This window comes from Streptomyces sp. NPDC051041 (genome assembly GCF_044456065.1).
Taxonomy (GTDB): Bacteria; Actinomycetota; Actinomycetes; order Streptomycetales; family Streptomycetaceae; genus Streptomyces; species Streptomyces glaucus.
In genome coordinates this window covers 218,148-241,215 of record NZ_JBITFM010000002.1, presented here as the reverse complement: position 1 = coordinate 241,215, position 23,068 = coordinate 218,148, and the positions used below count along the sequence as shown (strand labels likewise).

General features: G+C 74.4%; 22 protein-coding genes and 1 pseudogene. 4 read left to right on the top strand and 19 right to left on the bottom strand.

What is annotated here, in order from left to right; translation table 11 throughout:
* The 5 genes and pseudogenes from ACIBAI_RS04420 to ACIBAI_RS04400 all read right to left on the bottom strand — a co-directional run bounded on the left by ACIBAI_RS04420 (position 1) and on the right by ACIBAI_RS04400 (position 5,402).
* Positions 1–465, bottom strand: coding sequence for a hypothetical protein (locus ACIBAI_RS04420; RefSeq protein ID WP_399030899.1), 465 nt, complete (start codon positions 463–465; stop codon positions 1–3).
* An 840-nt stretch (positions 466–1,305) separates the two neighbouring features.
* A complete protein-coding gene (groL, locus tag ACIBAI_RS04415; protein WP_344599498.1) occupies positions 1,306–2,931 on the bottom strand; it encodes a chaperonin GroEL in 1,626 nt (541 codons plus the stop codon).
* A gap of 119 nt (positions 2,932–3,050) precedes the next feature.
* Positions 3,051–3,359 (bottom strand): co-chaperone GroES, encoded by a 309-nt coding sequence (gene groES, locus ACIBAI_RS04410; protein WP_399030898.1) that lies wholly within the window; start codon positions 3,357–3,359, stop codon positions 3,051–3,053.
* Between the two features lie 361 nt (positions 3,360–3,720).
* Positions 3,721–4,467: pseudogene (locus ACIBAI_RS04405) on the bottom strand (polysaccharide deacetylase family protein); the annotation flags it as partial.
* Positions 4,464–5,402 (bottom strand): polysaccharide deacetylase family protein, encoded by a 939-nt coding sequence (locus tag ACIBAI_RS04400; RefSeq protein ID WP_399030897.1) that lies wholly within the window; start codon positions 5,400–5,402, stop codon positions 4,464–4,466. The pseudogene ACIBAI_RS04405 and the gene ACIBAI_RS04400, both read right to left, overlap by 4 nt.
* A gap of 90 nt (positions 5,403–5,492) precedes the next feature.
* On the opposite strand from ACIBAI_RS04400, the gene ACIBAI_RS04395 reads away from it, so the two are divergent.
* Positions 5,493–6,662: a methyltransferase domain-containing protein gene (locus tag ACIBAI_RS04395; RefSeq protein WP_399030896.1), complete on the top strand. Its 1,170-nt coding sequence runs from the start codon at positions 5,493–5,495 to the stop codon at positions 6,660–6,662.
* Between the two features lie 112 nt (positions 6,663–6,774).
* Here ACIBAI_RS04395 and ACIBAI_RS04390 read toward each other — a convergent pair whose 3' ends face one another.
* Together ACIBAI_RS04390 and ACIBAI_RS04385 are read right to left on the bottom strand one after the other, a co-directional pair.
* Positions 6,775–7,779 (bottom strand): LCP family protein, encoded by a 1,005-nt coding sequence (locus tag ACIBAI_RS04390; RefSeq protein ID WP_399031365.1) that lies wholly within the window; start codon positions 7,777–7,779, stop codon positions 6,775–6,777.
* A 344-nt stretch (positions 7,780–8,123) separates the two neighbouring features.
* Positions 8,124–9,173 carry a LacI family DNA-binding transcriptional regulator gene (locus ACIBAI_RS04385; protein ID WP_399030895.1) on the bottom strand — a complete coding sequence of 350 codons (1,050 nt, stop codon included), beginning with the start codon at positions 9,171–9,173 and terminating at the stop codon, positions 8,124–8,126.
* Between the two features lie 125 nt (positions 9,174–9,298).
* Between ACIBAI_RS04385 and ACIBAI_RS04380 the strand changes: the two genes are divergently transcribed.
* Positions 9,299–11,605, top strand: coding sequence for a glycoside hydrolase family 3 N-terminal domain-containing protein (locus ACIBAI_RS04380; protein ID WP_399030894.1), 2,307 nt, complete (start codon positions 9,299–9,301; stop codon positions 11,603–11,605).
* A gap of 137 nt (positions 11,606–11,742) precedes the next feature.
* On the opposite strand, the gene ACIBAI_RS04375 is transcribed toward ACIBAI_RS04380, so the two are convergent.
* Genes ACIBAI_RS04375 through tsaB form a run of 4 tightly spaced genes read right to left on the bottom strand, consistent with a single transcriptional unit; the run spans position 11,743 to position 14,291 of the window.
* Positions 11,743–12,000, bottom strand: a complete 258-nt coding sequence (locus ACIBAI_RS04375; protein WP_399030893.1) for a hypothetical protein — start codon at positions 11,998–12,000, stop codon at positions 11,743–11,745.
* Positions 11,997–13,082, bottom strand: coding sequence for a tRNA (adenosine(37)-N6)-threonylcarbamoyltransferase complex transferase subunit TsaD (tsaD, locus tag ACIBAI_RS04370; protein WP_399030892.1), 1,086 nt, complete (start codon positions 13,080–13,082; stop codon positions 11,997–11,999). Before tsaD ends, ACIBAI_RS04375 begins: the two co-directional genes overlap by 4 nt.
* Complete coding sequence (gene rimI / locus ACIBAI_RS04365; protein WP_399030891.1) at positions 13,075–13,641, bottom strand: ribosomal protein S18-alanine N-acetyltransferase; 567 nt, start codon at positions 13,639–13,641, stop codon at positions 13,075–13,077. Before rimI ends, tsaD begins: the two co-directional genes overlap by 8 nt.
* Complete coding sequence (gene tsaB, locus ACIBAI_RS04360; protein ID WP_399030890.1) at positions 13,638–14,291, bottom strand: tRNA (adenosine(37)-N6)-threonylcarbamoyltransferase complex dimerization subunit type 1 TsaB; 654 nt, start codon at positions 14,289–14,291, stop codon at positions 13,638–13,640. Before tsaB ends, rimI begins: the two co-directional genes overlap by 4 nt.
* A 120-nt stretch (positions 14,292–14,411) precedes the next feature.
* Here tsaB and ACIBAI_RS04355 point away from each other — a divergent pair, with 120 nt between their 5' ends.
* Positions 14,412–14,966, top strand: coding sequence for a hypothetical protein (locus tag ACIBAI_RS04355; RefSeq protein ID WP_399030889.1), 555 nt, complete (start codon positions 14,412–14,414; stop codon positions 14,964–14,966).
* Between the two features lie 30 nt (positions 14,967–14,996).
* Here the strand turns inward: ACIBAI_RS04355 and ACIBAI_RS04350 are convergent, their stop codons facing one another.
* The 5 genes from ACIBAI_RS04350 to ACIBAI_RS04330 all read right to left on the bottom strand — a co-directional run bounded on the left by ACIBAI_RS04350 (position 14,997) and on the right by ACIBAI_RS04330 (position 19,893).
* Positions 14,997–15,167 carry a hypothetical protein gene (locus ACIBAI_RS04350; RefSeq protein ID WP_399030888.1) on the bottom strand — a complete coding sequence of 57 codons (171 nt, stop codon included), beginning with the start codon at positions 15,165–15,167 and terminating at the stop codon, positions 14,997–14,999.
* Between the two features lie 170 nt (positions 15,168–15,337).
* Positions 15,338–15,850 carry a tRNA (adenosine(37)-N6)-threonylcarbamoyltransferase complex ATPase subunit type 1 TsaE gene (gene tsaE / locus ACIBAI_RS04345; RefSeq protein WP_344599509.1) on the bottom strand — a complete coding sequence of 171 codons (513 nt, stop codon included), beginning with the start codon at positions 15,848–15,850 and terminating at the stop codon, positions 15,338–15,340.
* On the bottom strand, positions 15,816–17,075 hold the full coding sequence (locus tag ACIBAI_RS04340; RefSeq protein WP_399030887.1) for an alpha/beta fold hydrolase: 1,260 nt from the start codon (positions 17,073–17,075) through the stop codon (positions 15,816–15,818). The genes tsaE and ACIBAI_RS04340 overlap by 35 nt, the downstream gene beginning before the upstream one ends.
* Positions 17,076–17,211: 136 nt before the next feature.
* On the bottom strand, positions 17,212–18,390 hold the full coding sequence (gene alr / locus ACIBAI_RS04335) for an alanine racemase (RefSeq protein WP_399030886.1): 1,179 nt from the start codon (positions 18,388–18,390) through the stop codon (positions 17,212–17,214).
* Positions 18,391–18,459: 69 nt separating this feature from the next.
* Positions 18,460–19,893, bottom strand: a complete 1,434-nt coding sequence (locus ACIBAI_RS04330) for an NAD(P)H-hydrate dehydratase (protein ID WP_399030885.1) — start codon at positions 19,891–19,893, stop codon at positions 18,460–18,462.
* A gap of 167 nt (positions 19,894–20,060) precedes the next feature.
* Between ACIBAI_RS04330 and ACIBAI_RS04325 the strand changes: the two genes are divergently transcribed.
* Positions 20,061–21,269 carry a hypothetical protein gene (locus ACIBAI_RS04325; protein ID WP_399030884.1) on the top strand — a complete coding sequence of 403 codons (1,209 nt, stop codon included), beginning with the start codon at positions 20,061–20,063 and terminating at the stop codon, positions 21,267–21,269.
* A 33-nt stretch (positions 21,270–21,302) separates the two neighbouring features.
* Here ACIBAI_RS04325 and ACIBAI_RS04320 read toward each other — a convergent pair whose 3' ends face one another.
* From ACIBAI_RS04320 to ACIBAI_RS04310, 3 genes are read right to left on the bottom strand one after another with little or no spacing between them, the layout of a single operon-like run.
* Entirely contained in the window at positions 21,303–21,674 is a 372-nt protein-coding gene (locus tag ACIBAI_RS04320; protein WP_399030883.1) for a holo-ACP synthase, read from the bottom strand.
* Positions 21,675–21,684: 10 nt separating this feature from the next.
* Positions 21,685–22,134: a hypothetical protein gene (locus tag ACIBAI_RS04315; protein WP_399030882.1), complete on the bottom strand. Its 450-nt coding sequence runs from the start codon at positions 22,132–22,134 to the stop codon at positions 21,685–21,687.
* A 3-nt stretch (positions 22,135–22,137) separates the two neighbouring features.
* The gene (locus ACIBAI_RS04310; RefSeq protein WP_399030881.1) at positions 22,138–23,058 is read right to left on the bottom strand and encodes a hypothetical protein; all 921 of its coding nucleotides are present in this window, start codon (positions 23,056–23,058) and stop codon (positions 22,138–22,140) included.
* Positions 23,059–23,068 lie beyond the last annotated feature (10 nt).

Genomic DNA, 23,068 nt, shown 5'->3' with positions numbered 1-23,068 from the left:
TCACCGGCCCTTGCCCGGACCACCGGCGGTGGACGCATCCTCGGAGCGGACCCGCAGCCTGGCGATCTCAGCTTTGATGGCCTCGTCGGTCCTCAACTGGTCGTTTCCCGCCTTCTCCAGCACGTCGGCGAGCCCGTCGCACAGCTCGCCGATGTTCTTCACCCGGCGCTCCCAGGAGTCGCACACGCTCTTCTGGGCCACCGCGGTCAGACAGCCGGAAACCTTGCCGAGTCCGGTCTGGCCGTCCCCCAGCTTCGTCAGCGCCTTGCCGATGTTGTTCCGCAGGTCGCCCACGCCTTCGGCGGCCGCGGACCACACCGCTTTGTCGGACCGGAGCCTGCCGGAAGTGCCACCACCGCCCGGACCGGTGCCTCCCTGGTCGGCGGGCAGCTGGTTGAGCTGCATCCGCGCGGAGTGCTGTGCGACCGCTGCGGCTTTGAGCCGCTCCCACTCCTCCCACGCCACGCGTGGTCCCCCTCCCCGTGCCCTGCCGCGCGTCGCCGACGCGTTGCGCACATGCGATCACTACGCTGCGTTGATCGAAGGGCACGTTACAACTCCTCCCCCACGCGCCTCATCCGTTCCGGCCGTCATGGGCGCTGAGTATCCGTACTCAGACGCCGACGGCAGTCGAGAAGTGAACCGGCGGCGATACAGCACGCTGGCGGCGCACGTCTTCCCGCCCATGCTCACGCACTTACGTGCGACCTCAGGGCAGTTCATGGGAGCCGCCGAGGCCAAGCCCTTGATGTTCGTGCCGTACCCGTTCGCCACACCTGGTGCCTCGCGTTCCACAGCTGCCGAAGTGACGGCCGGCGCTCGACAGGAACGCCCGTCGCGGGGGGGGGGGAGAGAGAGACGCCATTCTCATGGTGGCGAAGGGTCGCCTGGGCGTAATGATGCTCTGCTGAGCTCACCGGCGGGGCAGGGACTCGGAGCCACGATCGGCCGGACGGCGCGGCTCAAGACAGCGGACGGAGCCACCGGCGCCGCCCCGCGCGGTGCCGGTTTGACCCAGCGTCGTGGGCCGATTACGAACACGGTCGCCCACGGGCGCGGCTCCGGCCCGGGACGCTGCACGAGGTGGGCACGCAGGCCGTCGGGGACCTGAAGTTCGTGGAAGTTTTTGCGCGGCGGCTCGCTCAGGCCGCTCTCGTCGTCCTCTGGCGGATCCGAAAAGGGTTCGGACGCTGCTTGCCGAGCTCGTGCAGCTGCTGGTGTCCGGTGGTGGCCGACGCGACCCGGCCCCTGACGGCGAAAGGCCCCGGTCCCTCCCGGGACCGGGGCCTTTCGCGAGCGGTTCGCTCAGTGGGCGTGGCCGTGGCCGTGGCCCGCGGCGGCCGGCTCTTCCTCTTCCTTCTTCTCGACGACCAGGGTCTCGGTCGTCAGCAGGAGGGAGGCGATGGAGGCGGCGTTCTCCAGGGCGGAGCGGGTGACCTTGACCGGGTCGATGACGCCGGCCTTGACCAGGTCGCCGTACTCGCCGGTGGCGGCGTTGTAGCCGCTGCCCTTCTCCAGCTCCTTGACCTTGGAGACGATGACGTAGCCCTCCAGGCCCGCGTTCTCCGCGATCCAGCGCAGCGGCTCGACGACGGCGTTGCGGACGACCGCGACACCGGTGGCCTCGTCGCCGGTCTTGTCGAGGTTGCCCTCCAGGACCTTGGAGGCGTGCACCAGGGCGGAGCCGCCACCGGAGACGATGCCCTCCTCGACCGCGGCGCGGGTCGCGGAGATGGCGTCCTCCAGACGGTGCTTGCGCTCCTTCAGCTCCACCTCGGTGGCGGCGCCGACCTTGATCACGCACACGCCGCCGGCCAGCTTCGCGAGGCGCTCCTGGAGCTTCTCGCGGTCCCAGTCGGAGTCCGTGGTCTCGATCTCGGCCTTGATCTGCGCGACGCGGCCCTGCACGTCCTCGGACTTGCCGGCGCCGTCGACGATCGTGGTGTCGTCCTTGGTGACGGTGACGCGGCGGGCGGTGCCGAGCACGTCCAGGCCGACCTGGTCGAGCTTGAGGCCGACCTCCTCGGAGATGACGGTGGCGCCGGTGAGGACGGCCATGTCCTGCAGCATCGCCTTGCGGCGGTCGCCGAAGCCGGGGGCCTTGACGGCGACGGCGTTGAAGGTGCCGCGGATCTTGTTCACGACGAGGGTGGACAGGGCCTCGCCCTCGACGTCCTCGGCGATGATCAGCAGCGGCTTGGAGGAGTTGGCCTGGATGACCTTCTCCAGCAGCGGCAGCAGGTCCGCGATGGCGGAGATCTTGCCCTGGTGGATGAGGATGTACGGGTCCTCCAGGACGGCCTCCATGCGCTCCTGGTCCGTCACGAAGTACGGCGACAGGTAGCCCTTGTCGAAGGCCATGCCCTCGGTGAAGTCCAGCTCCAGGCCGAAGGTGTTGGACTCCTCGACGGTGATGACACCGTCCTTGCCGACCTTGTCCATCGCCTCGGCGATGAGCTCGCCGACCTGCTGGTCCTGGGCGGACAGCGCGGCGACGGCGGCGATGTCGGACTTCTCGTCGATCGGGCGGGCGGTGGCGAGCAGGTCGTCGGAGACGGCCTTGACCGCCGCGTCGATGCCCTTCTTCAGCAGCGCCGGGGAGGCGCCGGCGGCGACGTTCTTCAGACCCTCGCGGACCAGGGCCTGGGCCAGGACGGTCGCGGTGGTCGTACCGTCACCCGCGATGTCGTTGGTCTTGGTCGCCACCTCCTTGACCAGCTGGGCGCCGAGGTTCTCGTACGGGTCCTCGATCTCCACCTCGCGGGCGATCGTGACACCGTCGTTGGTGATGGTGGGCGCGCCGAACTTCTTGTCGATGACGACGTTGCGGCCCTTGGGGCCGATCGTCACCTTGACCGTGTCGGCGAGCTTGTTGACGCCGCGCTCAAGGGCGCGACGGGCGTCCTCGTCGAACTTCAGGATCTTCGCCATGGGAGCGTGAGCCCTCTCGGGATCTAGGGGAAATCAACTGCGCCCCGGGCGCCCGGCTTCTTATCGGTCGCGGGGGCCAGGGGCGCAGCTGGAGAGCAAGGAGTCGAGGTGGCGTCGACTTACTTCTCGACGATCGCGAGGACGTCGCGGGCCGAGAGGACGAGGTACTCCTCGTTGTTGTACTTCACCTCGGTGCCGCCGTACTTGCTGTAGAGCACGACGTCGCCGACCTTGACGTCGAGCGGAAGGCGGTTGCCCTCCTCGAAGCGGCCCGGGCCCACGGCCAGGACGACGCCCTCCTGGGGCTTCTCCTTGGCAGTGTCCGGAATGACCAGGCCAGAGGCCGTGGTCTGCTCGGCGTCCAGCGGCTGGACCACGATGCGGTCCTCGAGCGGCTTGATGGCAACCTTGGAGCTGGCGGTCGTCACGATCCGACCTCCCCCTTCGGAGATCTCACGGGGTTAACTGTCTGAGGTGGCGACCAGGTCGATCCGTCGTCGCGGGTGCCGGACCTGCCCGTCGCGTTGTTGGCACTCTCCAGGGGGGAGTGCCAGAGCCGAGACTATGACCGCGATTAGCACTCGGTCAAGCGGAGTGCCAATTGCCCGTGGCGTGGCGGCGGAAATCCCCGCGGGCGCGCGTCCGCGCAGCCGGCCGGTGCCGGAGGGACCGCCCCCCGGGAGCCGCCCCCGGCCCCCCGCTCAGACCCGCACGGCCCCGTTCCCGGGCGCCGGACGGGCCGGCGCCGGAGGGCCGGGCGTCCGCGCGTGATCCCCGGCCGGGGACCCGGACGTGGTCCTCCAGGCGTCCCACGCGCAGCCCCTGTTCCTCGATCTCCCCCAGCAGGCGTCTCGTGCGGTCCAGGAGGGACAGGCCCGCGGGTTCGTCGGGGTCCACGGCGACGATGTCGCCCGGCCGGAGGCGGGGGGCGCCCCGGGCGTAGGCCAGTTCGCCGCTGCCCGTCACCGACGCCCGCCACAGGACGACCGCGGTGATCCCGCAGTCGGCGGCGGCGCGGAGCGTCGCCGTGTCGTACGCGCCGTACGGCGGCCGGAAGAGGTGGGGGCGGACGCCGAAGCGGGACTTGAGCTTGTCCTGCTGGCCGCAGATCTCGGCGCGCTGGCCGGCGTAGGGCAGGCCCCGCAGGAAGGGGTGGTCGAGGGTGTGGTTCTGCAGGCTCGCGCCGACCGCGCGCAGGCGCGCGAAGTGGCCGTACGCCGGTCCCGCGACGCTGTCGGTGAGGAACATGGTGACCGGCAGGCGCCGGGCGCGGACCAGGTCGACGAACCGGGGGTCGCGCTCGGCGCCGTCGTCGTAGGTGAGGAAGACGACCCGGTCGCGGGTCGGGACGCGGTCGACGACCGGGGGCAGGCCCGTGCCGCGGGCGGCCGGCTCCCGGGCGCCGCCCGGCCGGTGGCCCTGCGGCGCGTCGCCGCCCGGCCGGGCCTCGGCCGGCGGCTGCGTGCCGCAGGCGGTCAGGGCGGCCGTGAGGGCGGCGGCCGTGAGGAGGCCGGCTGCCGCCCGCCGCGGCCTCACAGGTAGTCCTCCAGCCGCGCCACCGCGTACCCCTCGGCCGTCACCTTGTCCAGGAACCGGCGGGCCATGTCCCGCATCGTGCCCTCCCAGTCGCCCCGGCCCCGGAAGTGGCTGAGGACGATGTCGCCGGGGCGCAGTTCGCGGTCCCACTCGCGGTACTCCCAGCGGTCGGCGAAGACCTCCTCGTTCCACAGCGGGGCGTACCGGATGCCGCAGGCCTTGGCGGCGCGCAGCGTGTCCTGGTCGTAGTTGCCGTAGGGCGGGCGGAAGAGGACCGGCCGCTTGCCGTAGCGCCGTTCGATCACGTCCTGCATGCCGCAGATCTCCCGCTTCTGGCGGGCGTACGACAGCGCGGGCAGGTAGGGGTGGCGCAGGGTGTGGTTGTTGAGGGCGACGCCCAGCCGCTGCATCCGCTCGAAGTAGCCGTAGTCCTTCCGGACCAGGTAGTCGCTGAGGAAGGCGGAGTACGGGATCCTCAGCTCGCTCATCATCCGCAGGAACGCCGGGTCCTTCTCGGCGCCGTCGTCGATGGTGAGGAAGACGACCTTGTGCCGGGTGGGGACGGTGGTGAAGACCGGGGGGAGGTCCCGTTCCCGGTGTTCGTCGACCTCGAAGCCCTCGCGGGTCCTGATCCTCGGCTTCTCGGCGGGCGGGGGCGGAGCCGTCAGGGGGACCCTGCGCAGGCCCCAGCGTTTCGCCGCGGCGACCCGGGCGGCGTGGGCCGCGCGCAGCCTGGCGGCGTAGGCGGACAGCGCCCGGGCCGGGGACGTCTGGGGCGCCTGCTGGCCGGCGACGGGCCGCGCCCGGTCGTCGTTCGGCGCGCATCCCGGGGCGAGGGCGGCGACGGCGAGCACGGCGAGGCCGCCACGGATCCGCAGTCTCGGGGAAACCGCCCCCCGCACCCGGCGTTCGTCATTTTGTACGGCTGCTCGCATGGTGCCGGATCCTCGCAGCCCGGCGTCCCGATCCCGGGCCGACACCGCCGCCGCGGGCGCGCCGTCCACCGACTGGCCCACAATGACCCGGTGAACGACCTCGCTCTCCTGCTGACCCCCGAAGGCCGCGCCCTCCTCGACGAGGTGCGCGACACCGACCCCGCCGAGGAGCTGGCCGTGGCCACCCGGCTGCGGCGGGCGCACCCCGCCGGGCTGGTGTCGGCGGCGCTCGGCCAGGCGCGGCTGCGGCAGCGGGCGGCGGCGAAGTTCGGCGCCGAGGACGCGCGGCGGATGTACTTCACGCCGAACGGGGTCGAGCAGTCGACGCGCGCGGCGGTCGCGGCGTACCGGGCGGAGCGGATGAGGGAGCTGGGCGTGGCGTCCGTGGCCGACCTGTGCTGCGGCATCGGCGGCGACGCGATCGCGCTGGCCCGGGCCGGGATCCGGGTGCTCGCCGTGGACCGGGACCCGGCGGCGGTGGCGGCGGCGCGGGCCAACGCCGACGCGCTGGGGCTCGCGGACCTGATCGAGGTGCGGGAGGCGGACGTCACGGACGTGGACACCACCGGCTGGGACGCCGTGTTCGCCGACCCCGCCCGGCGCGGCGGACGCGGCCGCGTCTTCGACCCGCAGGCCTACTCGCCGCCGCTGTCCTGGGCCGTCGCGGCGGCCCGTACGGCCTCCCGTGCCGCCGCGCTGAAGGTCGCGCCCGGCATCCCGCACGAGGCGGTGCCCGCCGACGCCGAGGCCGAGTGGGTCTCCGACGGCGGGGACGTGAAGGAGGCGGTGCTGTGGTTCGGCACCGAGCCGGGCGCGGTCCGGGCGACCCTGCTGCCGGGGCCGCGCACCCTGCTCTCCCGCCGGCTGCCGGATCCGCCGGTGCGCCCGGTGGGGCGGTACCTGTACGAGCCCGACGGCGCCGTCGTCCGCGCCCACCTGGTCGCGGAGGTCGCCGACCTGGTCGGCGGCGGGCTGCTCGACGCGACCATCGCGTACGTCACGGCGGACGACCTGCGGCCGACGCCGTACGCCACCGCGTACGAGATCACCGACCACCTCCCCTTCAACGTCAAGAGGCTGAAGGCCCTGCTGCGGCAGCGGGAGGTCGGCACGCTGACCGTGAAGAAGCGGGGGTCGGCCGTCGAACCGGAGGAGCTGCGGCGGAAGGTGCGGCCGCAGGGGCCGAACGCGGCGACGGTGTTCCTGACCCGGGTCGCGGGCGCGCCGACGGTGCTCGTCGGGCATCCGGTCCAGCCGTGAGGCCCCCGCCGCCGAAGGCCGCGAGCAGGCGCACGGCGCCCGGGTCGCCGGCGTCCGGGGGCGGCGAGCCGTTCGCCGCGCGCCTCGCCCGGCACTCGCCGGCCCGAGCGGCTCACCGCAGCGAGTCCCAGAGCTTTCGCGCCTCGGGCTCCTCGGCCACCACCCGGTTGGCGTCCGAGAGGGCCGGCACCACCGGCATCGTCACCGTCCGCACCCGGTCCGCCGTGAGGCCGTCGAGGCTGCGGCCCAGGCGCGTCAGCTCGTTCAGGGAGTCCAGGCCGGTGTCGGTGGTGAGGCTGCCGGTGATCGCGTCCGCGACCTCGTACAGCTTCGCGGGGTCGGTGAGCAGGTCGGTCGCGGAGACCCGGGTCAGCAGCGCCCTGACCAGCTTCTGCTGGAGCTCTATGCGGTCCAGGTCGCTGCCGTTCGCCGTGCCGTACCGGGTGCGGGCCAGGCCCAGGGCCTGGGTGCCGTTCAGGTGGTGGGTGCCCGCCCGGAGCCGCAGGTGGCTCTTGTCGTCGTCGATGTCCTCCTCGGTGGTGACGGTGACCCCGCCGAGCGCGTCCACCAGCTTCGCGAAGCCGGAGAAGTCGATCTCGATGTAGTGGTCCATGCGCAGGCCCGTGAGCGACTCCACCGTCTTCACCGCGCACACCGGCCCGCCCACCGCGTACGCGGTGTTGAACATCACCTGGTACGCCGCCGGGGTCGAACCGCCCGACGGCAGCGGGCAGGACGGCCGGGTGACCAGCGTGTCGCGCGGGATGCTGACCACCGTGGCGCTGGTGCGGCCCGCGTCGAGGTGCACCACCATCGCCGTGTCGGAGCGGGCGCCGGAGCTGTCGCCGCCGCCCAGCTCCCGGTTCTGCGCGCCGCTGCGCGAGTCCGAGCCGAGGACCAGGATGTTCAGGGCGCCGGTGGACGGCGCGGCGGCGAAGGCCGAGGCGGACGGGGTCGAGGCCGCCGGGCGGTCGTCGCCGAGCGCGCTGTTGATGTCGACGCCGCGGATGTTGCCGTCCAGCCGCCAGTACGCCCAGGCCGCCGCTCCGAGTCCCAGCAGCAGCGCGCCCGCCAGAGTGAGGCCGGCGGCCCTCAGCACCATCGACCGCAGGCCCATCAGTCCGCCCCCGTCCCCGTCGCCGTCGTGTCCCGTCACAACGAGGAACGTAAGTCCGAATTATTACGAGCGGGGATGTGGGGCAGCGTTTCTTCAGAAATTCTCAGACTTCCCCGGGACCAGGACCAGGACCGGGACCGGTACCGGTACCGGCGCCCGGCGACGCGTCGGCGCCGAGGCCGCCGGGCCCGAGGGTCAGCCGGCGGGCGCCGTCCTCCTCGAACGGCGCGTCCACCTCGTCCCGGCGGATCCGGGGTTCTCACGACGATGATTTTCGAAAGTTTCGATTGCACAACCGACAGACTTCGACCGGATGGGGGCCGTCGGCCCCACCCGTCGACACCTCACCTTCCGGCCACGGCCGTACTGCTGCGCACCACCAGGCTGGTGGCGAGTTCCACCCGGGTGGCCGCCGCGGAGCCGTCGGCGCGGCCGAGGTCGAGGACCAGCCTGGCCGCTGCCTCCGCCATCTCCGTCAGCGGCTGCCGCACGGTCGTCAGCGGCGGCCCCACCCAGCGCGCCACCGGCAGGTCGTCGAAGCCGACCACGCTCAGGTCCTCCGGGATGCGCAGGCCCAGCTCCCGCGCGGCCTCGTACAGGCCGAGCGCCTGCAGGTCGTTGCCGGCGAAGACGGCGGTGGGCCGGTCCGGGCGGCGCAGCAGCGCCAGGCCCTGCCGGTAGCCGGCCTCGTGGTGGAAGTCGCCGGTGCGGATCAGCCCGGGGTCGACCGGCAGCCCGGCCGTCTCCAGGGCGGCCCGGTAGCCGTCGATCCGGGCGCGGCTGCACATCATCCGCGAGGGTCCGCTGATGGCGCCGATGCGGGTGTGCCCCAGCTCGACCAGGTGCCGGGTCGCGGCGAGCCCGCCCTGCCAGTTGGTGGCGCCGATGGACGGCACGTCGGTGCCCGGGTCGCCGGCCGGGTCCATCACCACGAACGGGATGGAGCGGCTGGTCAGCAGCGCCCGCTGGGACTCGTCGAGCCCGGACAGCACCAGGACCACGCCGTGCGGGCGACGGGCGGCCACCTGGTCGGCCCAGGTCCGCCCGGGGGTGAGCCGGCCCGCGCTCTCCGAGAGCACCACGCTCAGGCCCGCGTCCCTGGCGACGTTCTCCACGCCCCGGATGACCTCCATCGCCCAGGCGCTCTCCAGTTCGTGGAAGACCAGGTCGATCAGGGGCGAGCGGGTCGCCTCGGCCCGGCGGCGCCGGTAGCCGTGGGCGCGCAGCAGTTCCTCCACGCGGGTCCGGGTGGCCGGGGCCACGTCGGCCCGGCCGTTGAGGACCTTCGAAACAGTCGGCGCCGACACGCCGGCCTCACGGGCGATCTCGGCGAGGGTCGCGGTCTGCGCCGATCGCCCGTGCGTCCGGGTTTCAGCGGGCTGCGGGGATGTCATGGCGGCGATCGTATCCCTGCGGGACCTCTTGACGAAGTCCTCGGAGCGCCATAGGTTCCCGGAACATTCGAATTATGGACCGAAACATTCGTGAGAGGGCCGTCCGTCCCCCCGACAGGAGTTTCATGACCACCGCGCCCTGGCGTGACCCCGCCTTGCCCGCCGCCGCCCGCGTCGACGACCTCCTCTCCCGGATGACCCTGGAGGAGAAGACCGCCCAGCTGTACGGCGTGTGGGTGGGCGCCGCCACGGACGGCGACGGAGTCGCCCCGCACCAGCACGACATGACCATCGACTACGACTGGGACGAGCTGATCACCCACGGCCTGGGCCAGCTCACCCGCCCCTTCGGCACCGCCCCCGTGGACCCGGCGCTGGGCGCGCAGGCACTGGCCCGCGCCCAGCGCCGCATCACCGAGGCGGGCCGGTTCGGCATTCCGGCCGTCGCGCACGAGGAGTGCCTGGCCGGCTTCACCGCCTGGCGGGCCACCGCCTACCCGGTGCCGCTGGCCTGGGGGGCGAGCTTCGACCCGGAGCTGGTGGCGGACATGGCCCGGCGCATCGGCCGCGACCTGCGCTCGGTCGGCGTCCACCAGGGCCTCGCGCCCGTCCTGGACGTCGTACGGGATCCGCGCTGGGGCCGGGTGGAGGAGACCATCGGCGAGGACCCGTACCTGGTCGGCACGATCGGCGCCGCGTACGTGCGGGGGCTGGAGTCGGCGGGGATCGTCGCCACGCTCAAGCACTTCGCCGGGTACGCCGCCTCGGCCGGCGCCCGCAACCTGGCGCCGGTGCGGGCCGGGGTGCGCGAGTTCGCGGACGTCACCCTGCCGCCGTTCGAGATGGCGCTGCGCGAGGGCGGGGCGCGGTCGGTGATGGCGGCGTACACCGAGACCGACGGCGTGCCCGCCTCGGCGGACCCCGGGCTGCTGACCGGGATCCTGCGCGAGGAGTGGGGGTTCACGGGGACGGTGGTCGCGGACTACTTCGGCATCGGCTTCCTCGAAACCCTGCACCGGGTGGCGGGCAGCCCCGCCGAGGCGGCGCACGCGGCGCTCGCGGCCGGCATCGACGTGGAGCTGCCGACCCTGAAGTGCTACGGGAAACCGCTGCTGGAGGCGGTGCGGGCGGGCGAGGTCCCCCAGGACCTGATCGACCGCGCGGCCCGCCGCGTGCTGCTGCAGAAGTGCGAACTGGGCCTGCTGGACGAGGACTGGACCCCGGAGCCGGCCGGCCCCGTGGAGCTGGACTCGGCCGCCAACCGCGCCCTGGCCCGCCGCCTGGCGGAGGAGTCGGTGGTGCTGCTGGACAACCCGGACGGCCTGCTGCCGCTGGCCCCCGACACCCGGATCGCGGTGGTGGGCCCCCGCGCGGCCGACGCGCTGGCGATGCTCGGCTGCTACTCCTTCCCCTCCCATGTGCTCCCCCACCATCCCGAGGTGCCGACGGGCATCGAGATCCCGACGGTGCTCCAGGCGCTGCGGGACGAACTGCCGGACGCCAAGGTGACGTTCGCCGAAGGCTGCGGGGTGTCCGACCCGGACACCGCCGGATTCGAGGAGGCGGTGGCACGCGCGGCCGAGGCGGACGTGTGCGTGGCCGTGCTGGGCGACCGGGCGGGCCTGTTCGGCCGGGGCACCTCGGGCGAGGGCTGCGACGCCTCCGACCTCAGGCTGCCCGGCGCGCAGGGGGCGCTGCTGGACGCGCTGGTGGCGACGGGCGTGCCGGTGGTGCTGGTGCTGCTGACGGGGCGGCCGTACGCGCTCGGCCGCTGGCAGGGCCGGCTGGCCGCCGTGGTCCAGGCGTTCTTCCCGGGGGAGGAGGGCGGCCCCGCGGTGGCGGGCGTGCTGTCGGGCCGCGTCAACCCCTCCGGGCGCCTGCCGGTGAGCGTCCCGCGGGTGCCCGGCGGGCAGCCCTGGACCTACCTCCAGCCGCCGCTCGGCCTCGCGGGCGAGGTCAGCAACCTCGACCCGACCCCGCTGTACGCCTTCGGCCACGGCCGCTCGTACACGACGTTCGCCTGGGAGGACGTCGCCGGCACGGAACCGGGGATCGGCACGGACGGCTCGTACGACCTCTCGCTCACCGTCCGCAACACCGGCGACCGCGCGGGCGCGGAGGTGGTGCAGCTGTACCTGCACGACCCGGTGGCGTCGGTGACCCGGCCCGACGTCCGCCTGGTCGGCTACCGGCGCGTGGAGCTGGCGCCGGGCGAGGCGGCGCGGGTGACGTTCCGGTTCCACGCGGATCTGTCGGCGTTCACCGACCGTTCGGGGCGGCGGGTGGTGGAGCCCGGTGACCTGGAACTGCGGCTGGCGGCGTCCAGCGCGGACGTGCGCCACACGGCGCGGCTGACGCTCACCGGCCCGCTGCGGGTGCTCGGCCCGGACCGGCGGCTGCGGTGCGAGACGGAGGTGGCGCGGCCGGTGTGACCCGCCGCGCCGGGAGCGCGGCGGGCGCGGTGGGCGGGCCGCCGCACCGCGGGCGGCGGGCCGCCTCCCCGGCGCCCGCCGCCGTCGCCCTGCCGGCGGCGGGCCCGGTCACGGGCTCCCGGCCCGCGCCGCCCCGGTCAGTCCGCGGCCACCGACTCGAACCGCCACCGGTGCACCGCCCGGGTGACCAGTTCCCCGTCGGGCTCCGGCAGTTCGGGCAGCTCGGCGTCGTACGGCGCGTCCCACCAGGTGATGACCAGGACCCGGTCCCCGGGGGCGCGCAGGGTCTCCCGGCGCAGGGGCTCCCCGGCGAGCTGCTGCGCCCGGGCCCAGGCCAGCAGTTCCTCTCCCCGGCCGGGCACCGCCCGCGCCTCCCACATCAGCGCGACCGTCACGAGTACAGGTTCTCCTCACCGGTCCGGTGCACGTGGTCGTGACCGGGCACGTGCGGGTCCGTCACCGGCAGCGAGGAGTCCGCGGACAGGTCCCAGCCGGACGGGGGCCGGTTGCGGGCGACCATCTCCGCGCCGAGCGCGGCCACCATCGCCCCGTTGTCCGTGCACAGCTTCGGCCGCGGCACCCGCAGCCGGATCCCGGCCGCCTCGCAGCGCTCCTGCGCCAGGGCCCGCAGGCGGGAGTTGGCGGCGACGCCGCCGCCGATCATCAGGTGGTCGACGCCCTCGTCCTTGCAGGCGCGCACGGCCTTGCGGGTCAGCACGTCGACCACCGCCTCCTGGAAGGAGGCCGCCACGTCCCGCACCGGCACCTCCTCCCCCGCCGCCCGCCTGGCCTCGATCCAGCGGGCCACGGCCGTCTTCAGCCCGGAGAAGGAGAAGTCGTACGCCGGGTCGCGCGGGCCGGTCAGGCCGCGCGGGAAGGCGATCGCGTCCGGGTCGCCCTCGCGCGCGTACCGGTCGATGACCGGGCCGCCGGGGAAGCCGAGGTCCAGCACGCGGGCGATCTTGTCGAAGGCCTCGCCGGCCGCGTCGTCGATGGTGGCGCCCAGCGGGCGGACGTCGGAGGTGATGTCCGCCGACAGCAGCAGCGAGGAGTGCCCGCCGGACACCAGCAGCGCCATCGTGGGCTCCGGCAGCGCGCCGTGCTCCAGCTGGTCGACGCAGATGTGGGAGGCGAGGTGGTTGACGCCGTACAGCGGCTTGCCCAGGGCGTAGGCGTACGCCTTCGCCGCCGACACGCCGACCAGGAGGGCGCCCGCGAGGCCCGGGCCGGCGGTCACCGCGATGCCGTCCAGGTCCTTGGCGGAGACGCCCGCCTCCTTCAGCGCGCGGTCGATGGTGGGCACCATCGCCTCCAGGTGCGCCCGGCTGGCCACCTCCGGCACGACCCCGCCGAAGCGGGCGTGCTCGTCCACGCTGGACGCGACGGCGTCGGCCAGCAGGGTGGTGCCGCGGACGACACCGACACCGGTCTCGTCGCAGGAGGTCTCGATCCCCAGCACCAGGGGTTCGTCAGTCATGGATCTCTGTTCCTCGTACGGACCGCGGCTCGGCCGCGGTCGGACACTGTGCACCCGTGGCGAAGCCGCCGCCGGCTGCCGGGGTCAGGCGCATGACCAGGGCGTCCACGTTGCCCGGCTGGTAGTAGCCGCGCCGGACGCCGACGGGTTCGAAGCCGAAGCGCTCGTACAGCCGCTGCGCGCGGACGTTGTCCACGCGGCACTCCAGCAGCACTTCGGCGCACTCGAACGCGGTCGCCGCCGCCAGCAGTTCGGTCAGCAGCCGCCCGCCGAGGCCGGTCCCCCAGTGGTCGCGGGCGACGGCGATGGTCTGGACGTCGGCCTGCTCGCCGGAGGCGACGAGTCCGGCGTACCCGACGATCCGCCCGGCGCCTTCCCCGGGGACCTGGGCGACCACGTACCGCCGGTTGGCCCCCGGTCCGCGCGCGTGGGCCAGCTCGGACCAGAACATCCCGCGCGACCAGGCGTCCTCGGGGAACAGGTCCCGCTCCAGTTCCAGCACGGGATCGATGTCCCACCAGCGCATCTCGCGCAGCACGGGGGTCACGGGCCCGGTCACCTGGGGGTAACCACCTTGTAGTTCTTGGGGACCTGGGCGTCGGGACGGCGCAGGTACAGCGGCCGGGGCGCGGGCAGTTCCTCGCCCCGGGCGAGCCTCTCGGCGGCCAGCCGGGCCAGGGCGGCGGCCGACACGTGCTCGGGCTCGTGCGCGCTGGGGAAGGTGTCCGGGTACAGCAGCGCGCCCGCGCCGACCGCGGGCAGGCCCTTCACCTGGTCGGCGATGTCGGCGGGCCGGTCCACGGCCGGGTCGGTGAGGCGGGTGCGGGAGTCGGCGTACCGCGCCCAGTAGACCTCCTTGCGGCGGGCGTCGGTCGCCACCACGAAGGGTCCCGTCAGGTCGGCGGCGTACGCCAGGCCGTCCAGCGTGCACACGCCGTGCACGGGCACGCCGAGCGCGAGGCCGAGGGCGTCCGCGGTCATCAGGCCGACGCGCAGCCCGGTGTACGGGCCCGGCCCGATGCCGGCGACGATGCCGGTGACGGCGTCCAGCCGGACGCCGGCCTCGGCGAGCACCCGGTCGATCGCCGGGAGCAGCAGCTCCCCGTGGCGGCGCGCGTCCACCTGGCTCGACGAGGCGATGACGTTCCCGCCGTCGTGCAGCGCGACGGTGACGGCGGGGGTGGCGGTATCCAGAGCGAGCAAGAGCACGCAAACAGCCTACGGCTCCCGCGTCCCGGGCGGTCGACACCCCGGCAGGACGGTCACCGGCTGCTACCGTCGCCCCGAGAACGACACGCACGACGTACGACGCGACCGAGGTGGGCGCCCGTGGCCAGCAGCAGCTCCTCGACCGTCGCCGGACTCACCGCGGCGGCCCTGGTGACGGTGGGCGTCCTCGCCTACCAGGCGTCCGCGGGCGTCCCCGCGGGACCGGGCGAGCCGCGGGCGAGCGGCGCGCCGGCCGCGGCCGCCTCGAAGGCGCCCCGGGACCGGACGGACCCCGCCGCGCCGCCCGCGGGGTCCGGAACGGGTGAACGGGTGGTGTACTCGGTGGACGACGACCGGGTGTGGCTGGTCGGCGCGGACGGCCGGGTCCGGCGCGCGTTCCCGGTCACCCCGGGCGCGGTCGACCCGGAGCCGGGCACCTACGAGGTGACGTCCCGCTCGAAGCGGGTCACCGGGTCCGACGGCGTCCCCGTCGAGCACGTCGTCCGCTTCACCAGCGTGGACGGCGTGGCCATCGGTTTCAGCGCGGCCGTGGACGGCTCGGCGCCGCGGCTCGGCCCGGGCGCGCGGACGGGCGGCATCCGGCAGTCGCGCGCGGACGGCGCGGCGATGTGGTCGTTCGCGACGATCGGGCAGAAGGTCGTCGTCGTCCGGTAGCCGGGACCCTGCCCGCGGGCCCGTGGCGGGTCAGGCGGCTTCCCGCCGGCGGTGCTCGGCGGGCGGTTCCGCCTCCTCGGGCTCCGGGGCGCGGGGCGGGGTGGAGATCACGGTCGCGGCGGCGCACGCCGCCAGCAGGTCCCGCATGGGCACCCCGGGCACCGCGCGCTGCGGCGCCTCGTCTCGTTCCGTGGCCGGCATGGACGCCTCCTGAGGCCGGGGGCGGGCGTGGTTAGGTAGACCTAACCACGGGCTGGATACCATGTGACCACGTCCGGGACGCCGAGCGCAACATCTTGCCGACGGCTTGTCGGAACGTTCCGGGACGGGCCCGCGGCGCCGGGTCCGGCGCCGCGGGCCGCCCCGAGCGCTCAGCCGGCGAGCACGCTCAGGTCCACCGCCGCCCAGCGCTCCCCCAGCCCGGTCAGCGTCACGTGCCGCACCTCGTCGGCGGTGTCGCCCACGGCCCGGTGGATCATGACCTGGAGCCGGTCGTCGGTCAGCTCCTCGACCTTGCCCTCGCCCCACTCCACGACGACCACGGACTCCGGCAGGGAGACGTCGAGGTCGAGGTCCTCCATCTCCTCCAGGCCGCCGGACAGCCGGTAGGCGTCCACGTGGACGAGCGGCGGGCCGTCGCCGAGGGAGGGGTGGACCCGGGCGATCACGAAGGTCGGGGAGGTGACCGCGCCGCGCACGCCGAGCCCCTCGCCGAGCCCGCGGGTCAGCGTCGTCTTGCCCGCTCCGAGCTCCCCGGTGAGCATCACCAGGTCGCCCGCGCGCAGCAGCTTGGCCAGTTCGCGGCCCAGTTCCCGCATCTGCTCGGGGGAGGTGACGATCAGCTCGGTGTCAGCCGGGTCGTGCGGTGCTGCTGGTGCTCTCATAGCCACCCACGGTAGCCCCTGCCGGGACCGCGCCGGCGCGCGTGAGCAGGTCGGCGAGGCGGTCGGTGACCACTTCCGGGTGCTCCAGCAGCACCAGGTGCCCGGCGTCCGGCACCAGCACCAGCTCCGCGTTCGGCAGCAGGTCGGCGATCGCCTCGCTGTGGTCGCTGGGCGTGACCATGTCCTGGATCCCGGCCAGCACGAGGACCGGCTTGTCCGCGAAGTGCGCGAGCGCCTCGGTCTTGTCGTGGTCGTCGAACGCCGGGTAGTACTCGGCGACCACGTCGATCGGCGTGCTCTCGATCATCCGTTCGGCGAACCGCTCGATCGCCGGGTCGACGTCCCGCGACGCGAACGAGTACCGCTTGATGATCCCGGCGAACAGGTCCGCGGTCGCCCGCCGCCCCTTCTCCACCAGCTCGGCCCGCTGCCCCAGCGCCCTCAGCACCCCGGGCAGCACGCGTCGCACCACGTTGACGCCGGCCACGGGCAGTCCGAAGTTGACCTCGCCGAGCCGCCCGGACGACGTGCCGACGAGGACGACGCCGACCACCCGCTCGCGGACCAGCTCGGGGAACTGGTCGGCGAGGGCCATCACGGTCATGCCGCCCATGGAGTGCCCGGCCAGCACGATCGGCCCCTCGGGCGCGGCCGCGTCGATCACCGCCTTCAGGTCGCGGCCCAGCTCCTCGATGCTGACCGGTTCGCCGTCCCGCACCTGGGCGACGCCCCGCCCCGACCGGCCGTGGCTGCGCTGGTCCCAGTACACGGCCCGCACCACGCCCCGCAGCGCGGCGCGCTGGAAGTGCCAGGAGTCCTGGTTCAGGCAGTAGCCGTGGCTGAAGACGACGGTCACGGGGGCGGGGGCCCTGCTCCCGAAGAGCCGCCGGCGGCGCGGGCCGGTCGCGGACGCGGTGTCCGGGTCGACGTCGTCGACCTCGTAGTACAGCTCGGTGCCGTCGTCGGCGTACGCCCTGCCGGGGGTGCCGCGCAGGGCGCCGTAGGGTCCCGCCGCGTCGAGGACCAGCCGGGCCTTGGCGCGTATGCCGCGGCCGACGGTGAGCCGCTCGACGGCGACGCCGACGGCCGCGCCCGCCGCGATCACGCCTATCGCGGCGCCGGCGAGGCCGGTCGTCCTGCGCCAGCCGCCGGCGGCCGCCCCCGTGGCGGAGGCGACGGCCGCCGCGGCGACGTCCGCGACGGCCCCCGCACTGCTCTCGCTCACGTACCGCTCCCCTTTCCCGGCTCCACCGGGGCTCTTCCCGGGCCTTTCCGGGCTGCTGCGGGCCGGGCCGGTGCCCGTCCGTGCCCGCGCCGCCCGCGCCGGCGGTGTTCCCGTGCCGGTGCGGGCTGCTGTTCGGTTACCCCGCTTGCCGCTCGTTCACGTAGACGCGGGGAACGCGTGTTCCGATCCGGGTGACGATCTCGTACGCGATGGTGCCCGCGGCCTGCGCCCAGTCCTCCGCGGTGGGCTCGCCGCGGTCGCCGGGCCCGAAGAGGACGGCCTGCGCCCCCGGCTCGGGCTCGTCCCCGCCGAGGTCGACGACGAACTGGTCCATGGCGACCCGCCCGGCGACCGTGCGCCACTTGCCGTCGACCAGGACGGGGCCGGCCGAGGAGGCGTGCCGCGGGATGCCGTCGGCGTAGCCCAGCGGCACCAGGCCGAGGGTGGTGTCGCCGGGGGTGACGTAGTGGTGGCCGTAGCTGACGCCGTGCCCGCCCGGAACGTGCTTGACCAGGGCCAGGGAGGCCGACAGCGTCATGGCCGGGCGCAGGCCGAGGTCGGCCGGGGTGCCGACCTCGGGGCTGGGCGAGATGCCGTAGAGGGCGATCCCCGGCCGTACCAGGTCGAAGTGGGACTCGGGGAGCGTGAGGGTGGCCGGCGAGTTGGCGATGTGCCGCACCTCGGGGCGCACGCCCCGCTGCTCGGCGTACGCCACCATCTCCCGGAAGCGGGTGAGCTGGGCGGCGATGGAGGGGTGGCCGGGCTCGTCGGCGCGGGCGAAGTGGGACCACAGGCCGGTCACCCGCACCTGTCCCGCGCGCTCGGCGCGCAGGGCCTCGCCGACCAGTTCGGCCCAGTCCGCGCCGGGCTGGCAGCCGCCGCGCCCGAGCCCGGTGTCGGCCTTGAGCTGCACGCGCGCGGGGCGGCCCGCGAGCCGCGCCGCCGCCGTGACCTCCCTGAGGGCCCACATCCCGCTGACGGACACGTCGAGGTCGGCCTCGACGGCCTCCCGCCAGGGCCCGCCGGGCGTCCACAGCCAGCACATGATCCGTACGTCCGCCGGCAGCCCGCCGTCGGCGCGCAGCGCGAGCGCCTCCTCGGGCGTGGCGGTGCCCAGCCAGGTCGCCCCCGCCTCGACCGCCGCGCGGGCGCACGGCAGTGCTCCGTGTCCGTACCCGTCGGCCTTCACGACCGCCATCAGGGCCGCTTCCGGCGCGAGGGCGCGCAGGGTGCGCGCGTTGGCCCGCACGGCGGCCAGGTCGATCTCGGCGCGGGCCCGCAGGGGCGCGGTCCGCAGGGCTGCTGTCTCACTCATCGCCGCCCAGTGTCTCAGAGCGGACGAACAGGACCGGAGGCAGCGGGTCCGCCCAGGCCGCGGCCGGACTCACCCCCGCACCACGTCCCGCCAGGCCCCGGGGATCGCCTCCGCCACGTCGTGCGCGCTCACCGGCGCCCCGTCCGCCGCGAACCTCCCGGCCAGCCCGTGCAGGTACGCCGCCACGCTCCCGGCGTCCCGCGCCGGCAGCCCCGCCGCCAGCAGCGATCCGGCGAGCCCCGACAGCACGTCCCCGCTCCCGGCCGTCGCCAGCCAGGGCGTCCCGGTGGGGTTCACCCGTACGGCGCCGCCGGCCGCGTCGGCGACCAGCGTCGTCGACCCCTTCAGCAGCACCGTCGCCCCGTACCGCGCCGCCAGCTCCCGCGCCGAGGCCAGCCGCGCCCCCTCGACCTCCTCCCGGTCCACCCCGAGCAGCGCGGCGGCCTCCCCGGCGTGCGGGGTCAGCAGCGTCGGCGCGGTGCGGGCCCGTACGAGCCCGCGGTCGGCCAGCCGCAGCCCGTCCGCGTCGATCAGCACGGGCACGTCGGCCGTCAGCACCTCGGCCACGGCGCGGCCGTCGTCACCGGCCCCGGGCCCGACGACCCAGGCCTGCACGCGTCCCGCCCGCCGCGGCCCCCGGTCCGACACGAGCACCTCGGGGAAGCGGGCGATCACCGCGTCCCTGGCGGGCCCGACGTAGCGCACGGCCCCGGCCCCGCCCCGCAGCGCCCCCGACACCGCCAGCACCGCCGCCCCCGGATACCGCGCGGACCCGGCGGCGACGCCGACGACCCCGCGCCGGTACTTGTCGCTCTCGGCGGCCGGCGCGGGCAGCAGCCGCGCCACGTCCGCGTGCTGCAGCGCCTCCAGTTCGGGCTCGGCCGGCAGTTCCAGCCCGATGCCGACCAGCCGCACCGACCCGGCGTGCTCCCGCGCCGGGTCGATCAGCAGCCCCGGCTTGTGCGCCCCGAAGGTCACCGTCAGGTCGGCCCGGACCGCGGCCCCGTGCACCTCGCCGGTGTCGGCGTCCACCCCGCTCGGCAGGTCGACGGCGACGACCGCGGCCCGCGCCCGCCCGGCCGCGGCGGCCAGCGGCGCCGCGTCCGGCCGCAGCCCGCCCTTGCCGCCGATCCCGACGATGCCGTCGAGGACGAGGTCGGCCCGCTCGATCAGCTCCTCGCCCGCGCCCGGGGCCGCGACGGTCCCGCCCGCCCGGCGCAGCGCCGCGAGCCCTCCGGCGTGCGCCCGCTCCGGCGCGAGCAGCACCGCCGTGACGCCCGCGCCGCGCCGGGCGAGCCGGGCGCCGGCGTACAGGGCGTCGCCCCCGTTGTCGCCGCTGCCGACCAGCAGCACGACGCGGCTGCCGTACACCCGCCCCAGCAGATCCGCGCAGGCGGCGGCGAGCCCGGCCGCCGCCCGCTGCATCAACGCTCCCTCGGGGAGCCGCGCCATCAGCTCCCGCTCAGCCGTCCTGACCGTCTCCACGCTGTACGCAGTACGCATGCGGTCGAGTCTCCCGCACGCCGGGCACGACGGTGCGGCCGTCGCGCCGCACGTGTTCCGCCGCGCCCATTGACGCTCTGCCGCGCTCTTGCCAAACTCACGGCTCCCCACAGGATGAATCGATTCACTCGAATCGGTTCGACACTCACGAGCGGAGACCCACTCCCATGGGACGCAGAGCCGCACTCCTCTCCTCACGCACGTCCGTCCACGCGTCGGCGCGCAAGCGCGCCGGCCTGGCCGCCGTCGGCGCGGTCGCCCTCCTCACCCTCGCGGGCTCCCTGACCGCGCCCGCGCCCGCCGCTGCGGCCCCCGCCCGCGCCGCCGCCTGCGGCGACGGCGCGTACCAGGCCGAGGCCGTGCTCAACGGGAGCACCTGGACGGCCCGGCGCGGCGGCAGCACCGTCTACACCGGCACCGACCTGCGGGCCGCCGTCCAGGCGGCGGTGAACAGCCTGACCGCCGGACGCACGGCCAAGGAGCGGGTCGTGGTCCGCGGCTCGGGCTCCATGTCGGCGGGCTCGCGCATCTCGCTGCCGAGCTACACGGTGCTCGACGTCTGCGGCACGATCAACGTCACCGGCAGCGGCACGGGCGACCAGGCGCCGGTCTACTCCCGCGGCACCCGGGACGTCGAGGTCCAGCACCTCAACGTCACGGGCAGCCCGCTGTACGGCGTCTTCCTGCGCAACGTGCAGAACGTCGTCCTCGGCCGGATCGACATGCGCCTGTCCGCCGGCCTCGGCGTCCGCATCGACAACCGCGGCGACACCAGCCAGTGGACGCGCAACGTCCGCATCGACGACGTCTACGTCTCGGGCGCGTCCAGCCACGCCGTCGAGACCTACGGCGTCGACGGCCTCACCGTCGGCACGGTGACCGCCCGCGACGTGGGCGAGTCCGGACTGCTGCTCAACCAGACGATCAACGCCACCGTCACCAAGGTGGACGCGGAGAACGCGGGCACCGGAACCGGGTACGCCGCCTTCCGCATGGCCAACCGCAACGGCCGGGTGGGCAACTCCTACCCGACCAACATCCGCGTCGGCGAGGTCGTGGCGCGCGGCGGCGGGCGCGGCGTGTTCTGCGTCTCGGAGAGCGGCGGCGCGACCATCGACCGGGTGACCCTGTCCCACACCGGCAACAACGCGATCCTGGTCGAGAACTGCTCCAACGTGAACATCGCCGCCCGGAGCGGCACGGTCACGGGCGGCGGCGAGATCCGCCTCGCGGCCCGCTCGGAGTTCCCGAACAACTCCGACATCACGATCCAGAACCTGACGGTGACCAACTCCGCGATCCGCGAGAGTCCGTGCGGAACGAACACCACGTTCCGCAACAACACGCTGGTCAACAGCGTGCAGTCGATCTGCTGAGGGCCGTCGCGGAAGGCCGTCTCCCCCGCTTCCTCACCCCTCGGCGACGACGACGGCCGAAGCCACCCCGGCGTCATGACTGAGCGACACGTGCCAGGACCGCACGCCCAGCTCGGCCGCGCGGGCGGCCACGGTTCCGGTCACCCGGAGCCGGGGCTGCCCGCTGTCCTCGACGTACACCTCGGCGTCGGTCCAGTGCAGCCCGGCCGGGGCGCCGAGCGCCTTGGCCACCGCCTCCTTGGCGGCGAACCTGGCGGCCAGTGAGGCGACACCCCGCCGCTCCCCGCTGGGCAGCAGCAACTCGCTCTTCAGGAACAGCCGGTCGGCCAGTCCCGGCGTCCGCTTCAGCGACGTCTCGAACCGGTCGATCTCCGCGACGTCGATACCGACCCCGATGATGCTCATGCCGAGCACCCTACGATCCGCGCGACGGCCGCCGGCTCGGGTCCCCCGTGAACGGACCGGCCACGTCGGCCACGGTGCCGGCCCGGCCGGGGAAGCGGATGAGTGCGGCCGCGTCGGGGTACACGGCGAGGGCCCGGCGGGCAGCCGCGGGAACGGCGGCCTCGCGTGCGTCCAGGACCTGCGGGACCGCCGCGGCCCGCGCCGAGCGGTATCCCTCCGCGAAGCCCTTGGCCCACTGCGTGGGGTGCTCCCTCGCATCCGGCGCCATCCTGGCGCGCGCCCGGGCCATGTCGTCGAGGGAGACGACACCGCGCCGCCCGAGGTCCTCCAGCCCGTTGTGGAAGTCGGCCGGTGCCTTCTCCCGCGGGACGCCCCGTGCGAGGCCCAGCGCCGTGAACCGGCAGAGGCCGAGCAGTTCCGACCGTGCGTCCCGGGCTTCGTCCTCCTGGGAACCGTCCATAGGTCAGTCCTGTCCGGGAGCGTTCGGGGGAGCCTCCGGGTCCGCGTCGAACAGGCCCTCCGCGCTCTCCACGGTGCCGGCCCGTTCGAGCCAGTCGTCGAGGCGGTCGAGGTCGGTGCAGGCGGTGATGCGCTCGCGCACCTCGTCGGAGACCGGAAGACGGCGCCCCTCCAGCACGCGCAGAACTCCTTCGATCTTCCCTTCGGCCTTCCCTTCGGCCTTCCCTTCGGCCTTCCCTTCGGCCTTGCCCTCGAGGTAGGCCCGCTCCATGACCGTGCCCCGGCCAGGGAAGTAGTTGACGAAGGTCATGATGTTCCTCCATTTTTCTCCGGCGGGGGAGTCCCCCAGGGTGGCGTCAAGGAACTGGTAGATGTAGTCCGAGATCTCGGAGTCCAGCCTCGCGAGGGCTCGGGCCAGCACGTCCAGTATGGCGTCGATGTCAGGACTGTTGGCATGTGTCAGGACGGAGAACGCCGCCATGGCGGGCTTCTCCATGGCCGTTCTCACGTCGGTGATCGGCGGGATGTTGTCCGGGCTCACGACCAGGGGATACGTCCGCTGGGCGGTCCAGCCGCGGGCTCCGCAGTCGAACGGGCCGGCGGCCCACGCGGCGGTGGCCCGGTCCCGGCAGGCCACGAGCAGCAGCACGGGCAGGCCGTACTTCGAGTTGAGGTACGCGATGTAGTACGGCCAGCTCGACTCCTTCCTCGGATCCCGCCGCTCCTGCGCCTCCACGGCGAGCAGGAAGGCGTCGCCGTCGGCGGAGGTGACCCGCAGCACCGTGTCGACGTGACGCGCCATCGGCCTGGTCTCCGTCACGTCGGAGACGATCGCGTCCACCGCCGCCTTCTCGGGCAACTCGACGTCCAGCACGTCGAAAACGGGCGTGAGGATTTCGGGCCTCTCCTGAAAGATGCGATGCATGCCCTCATGG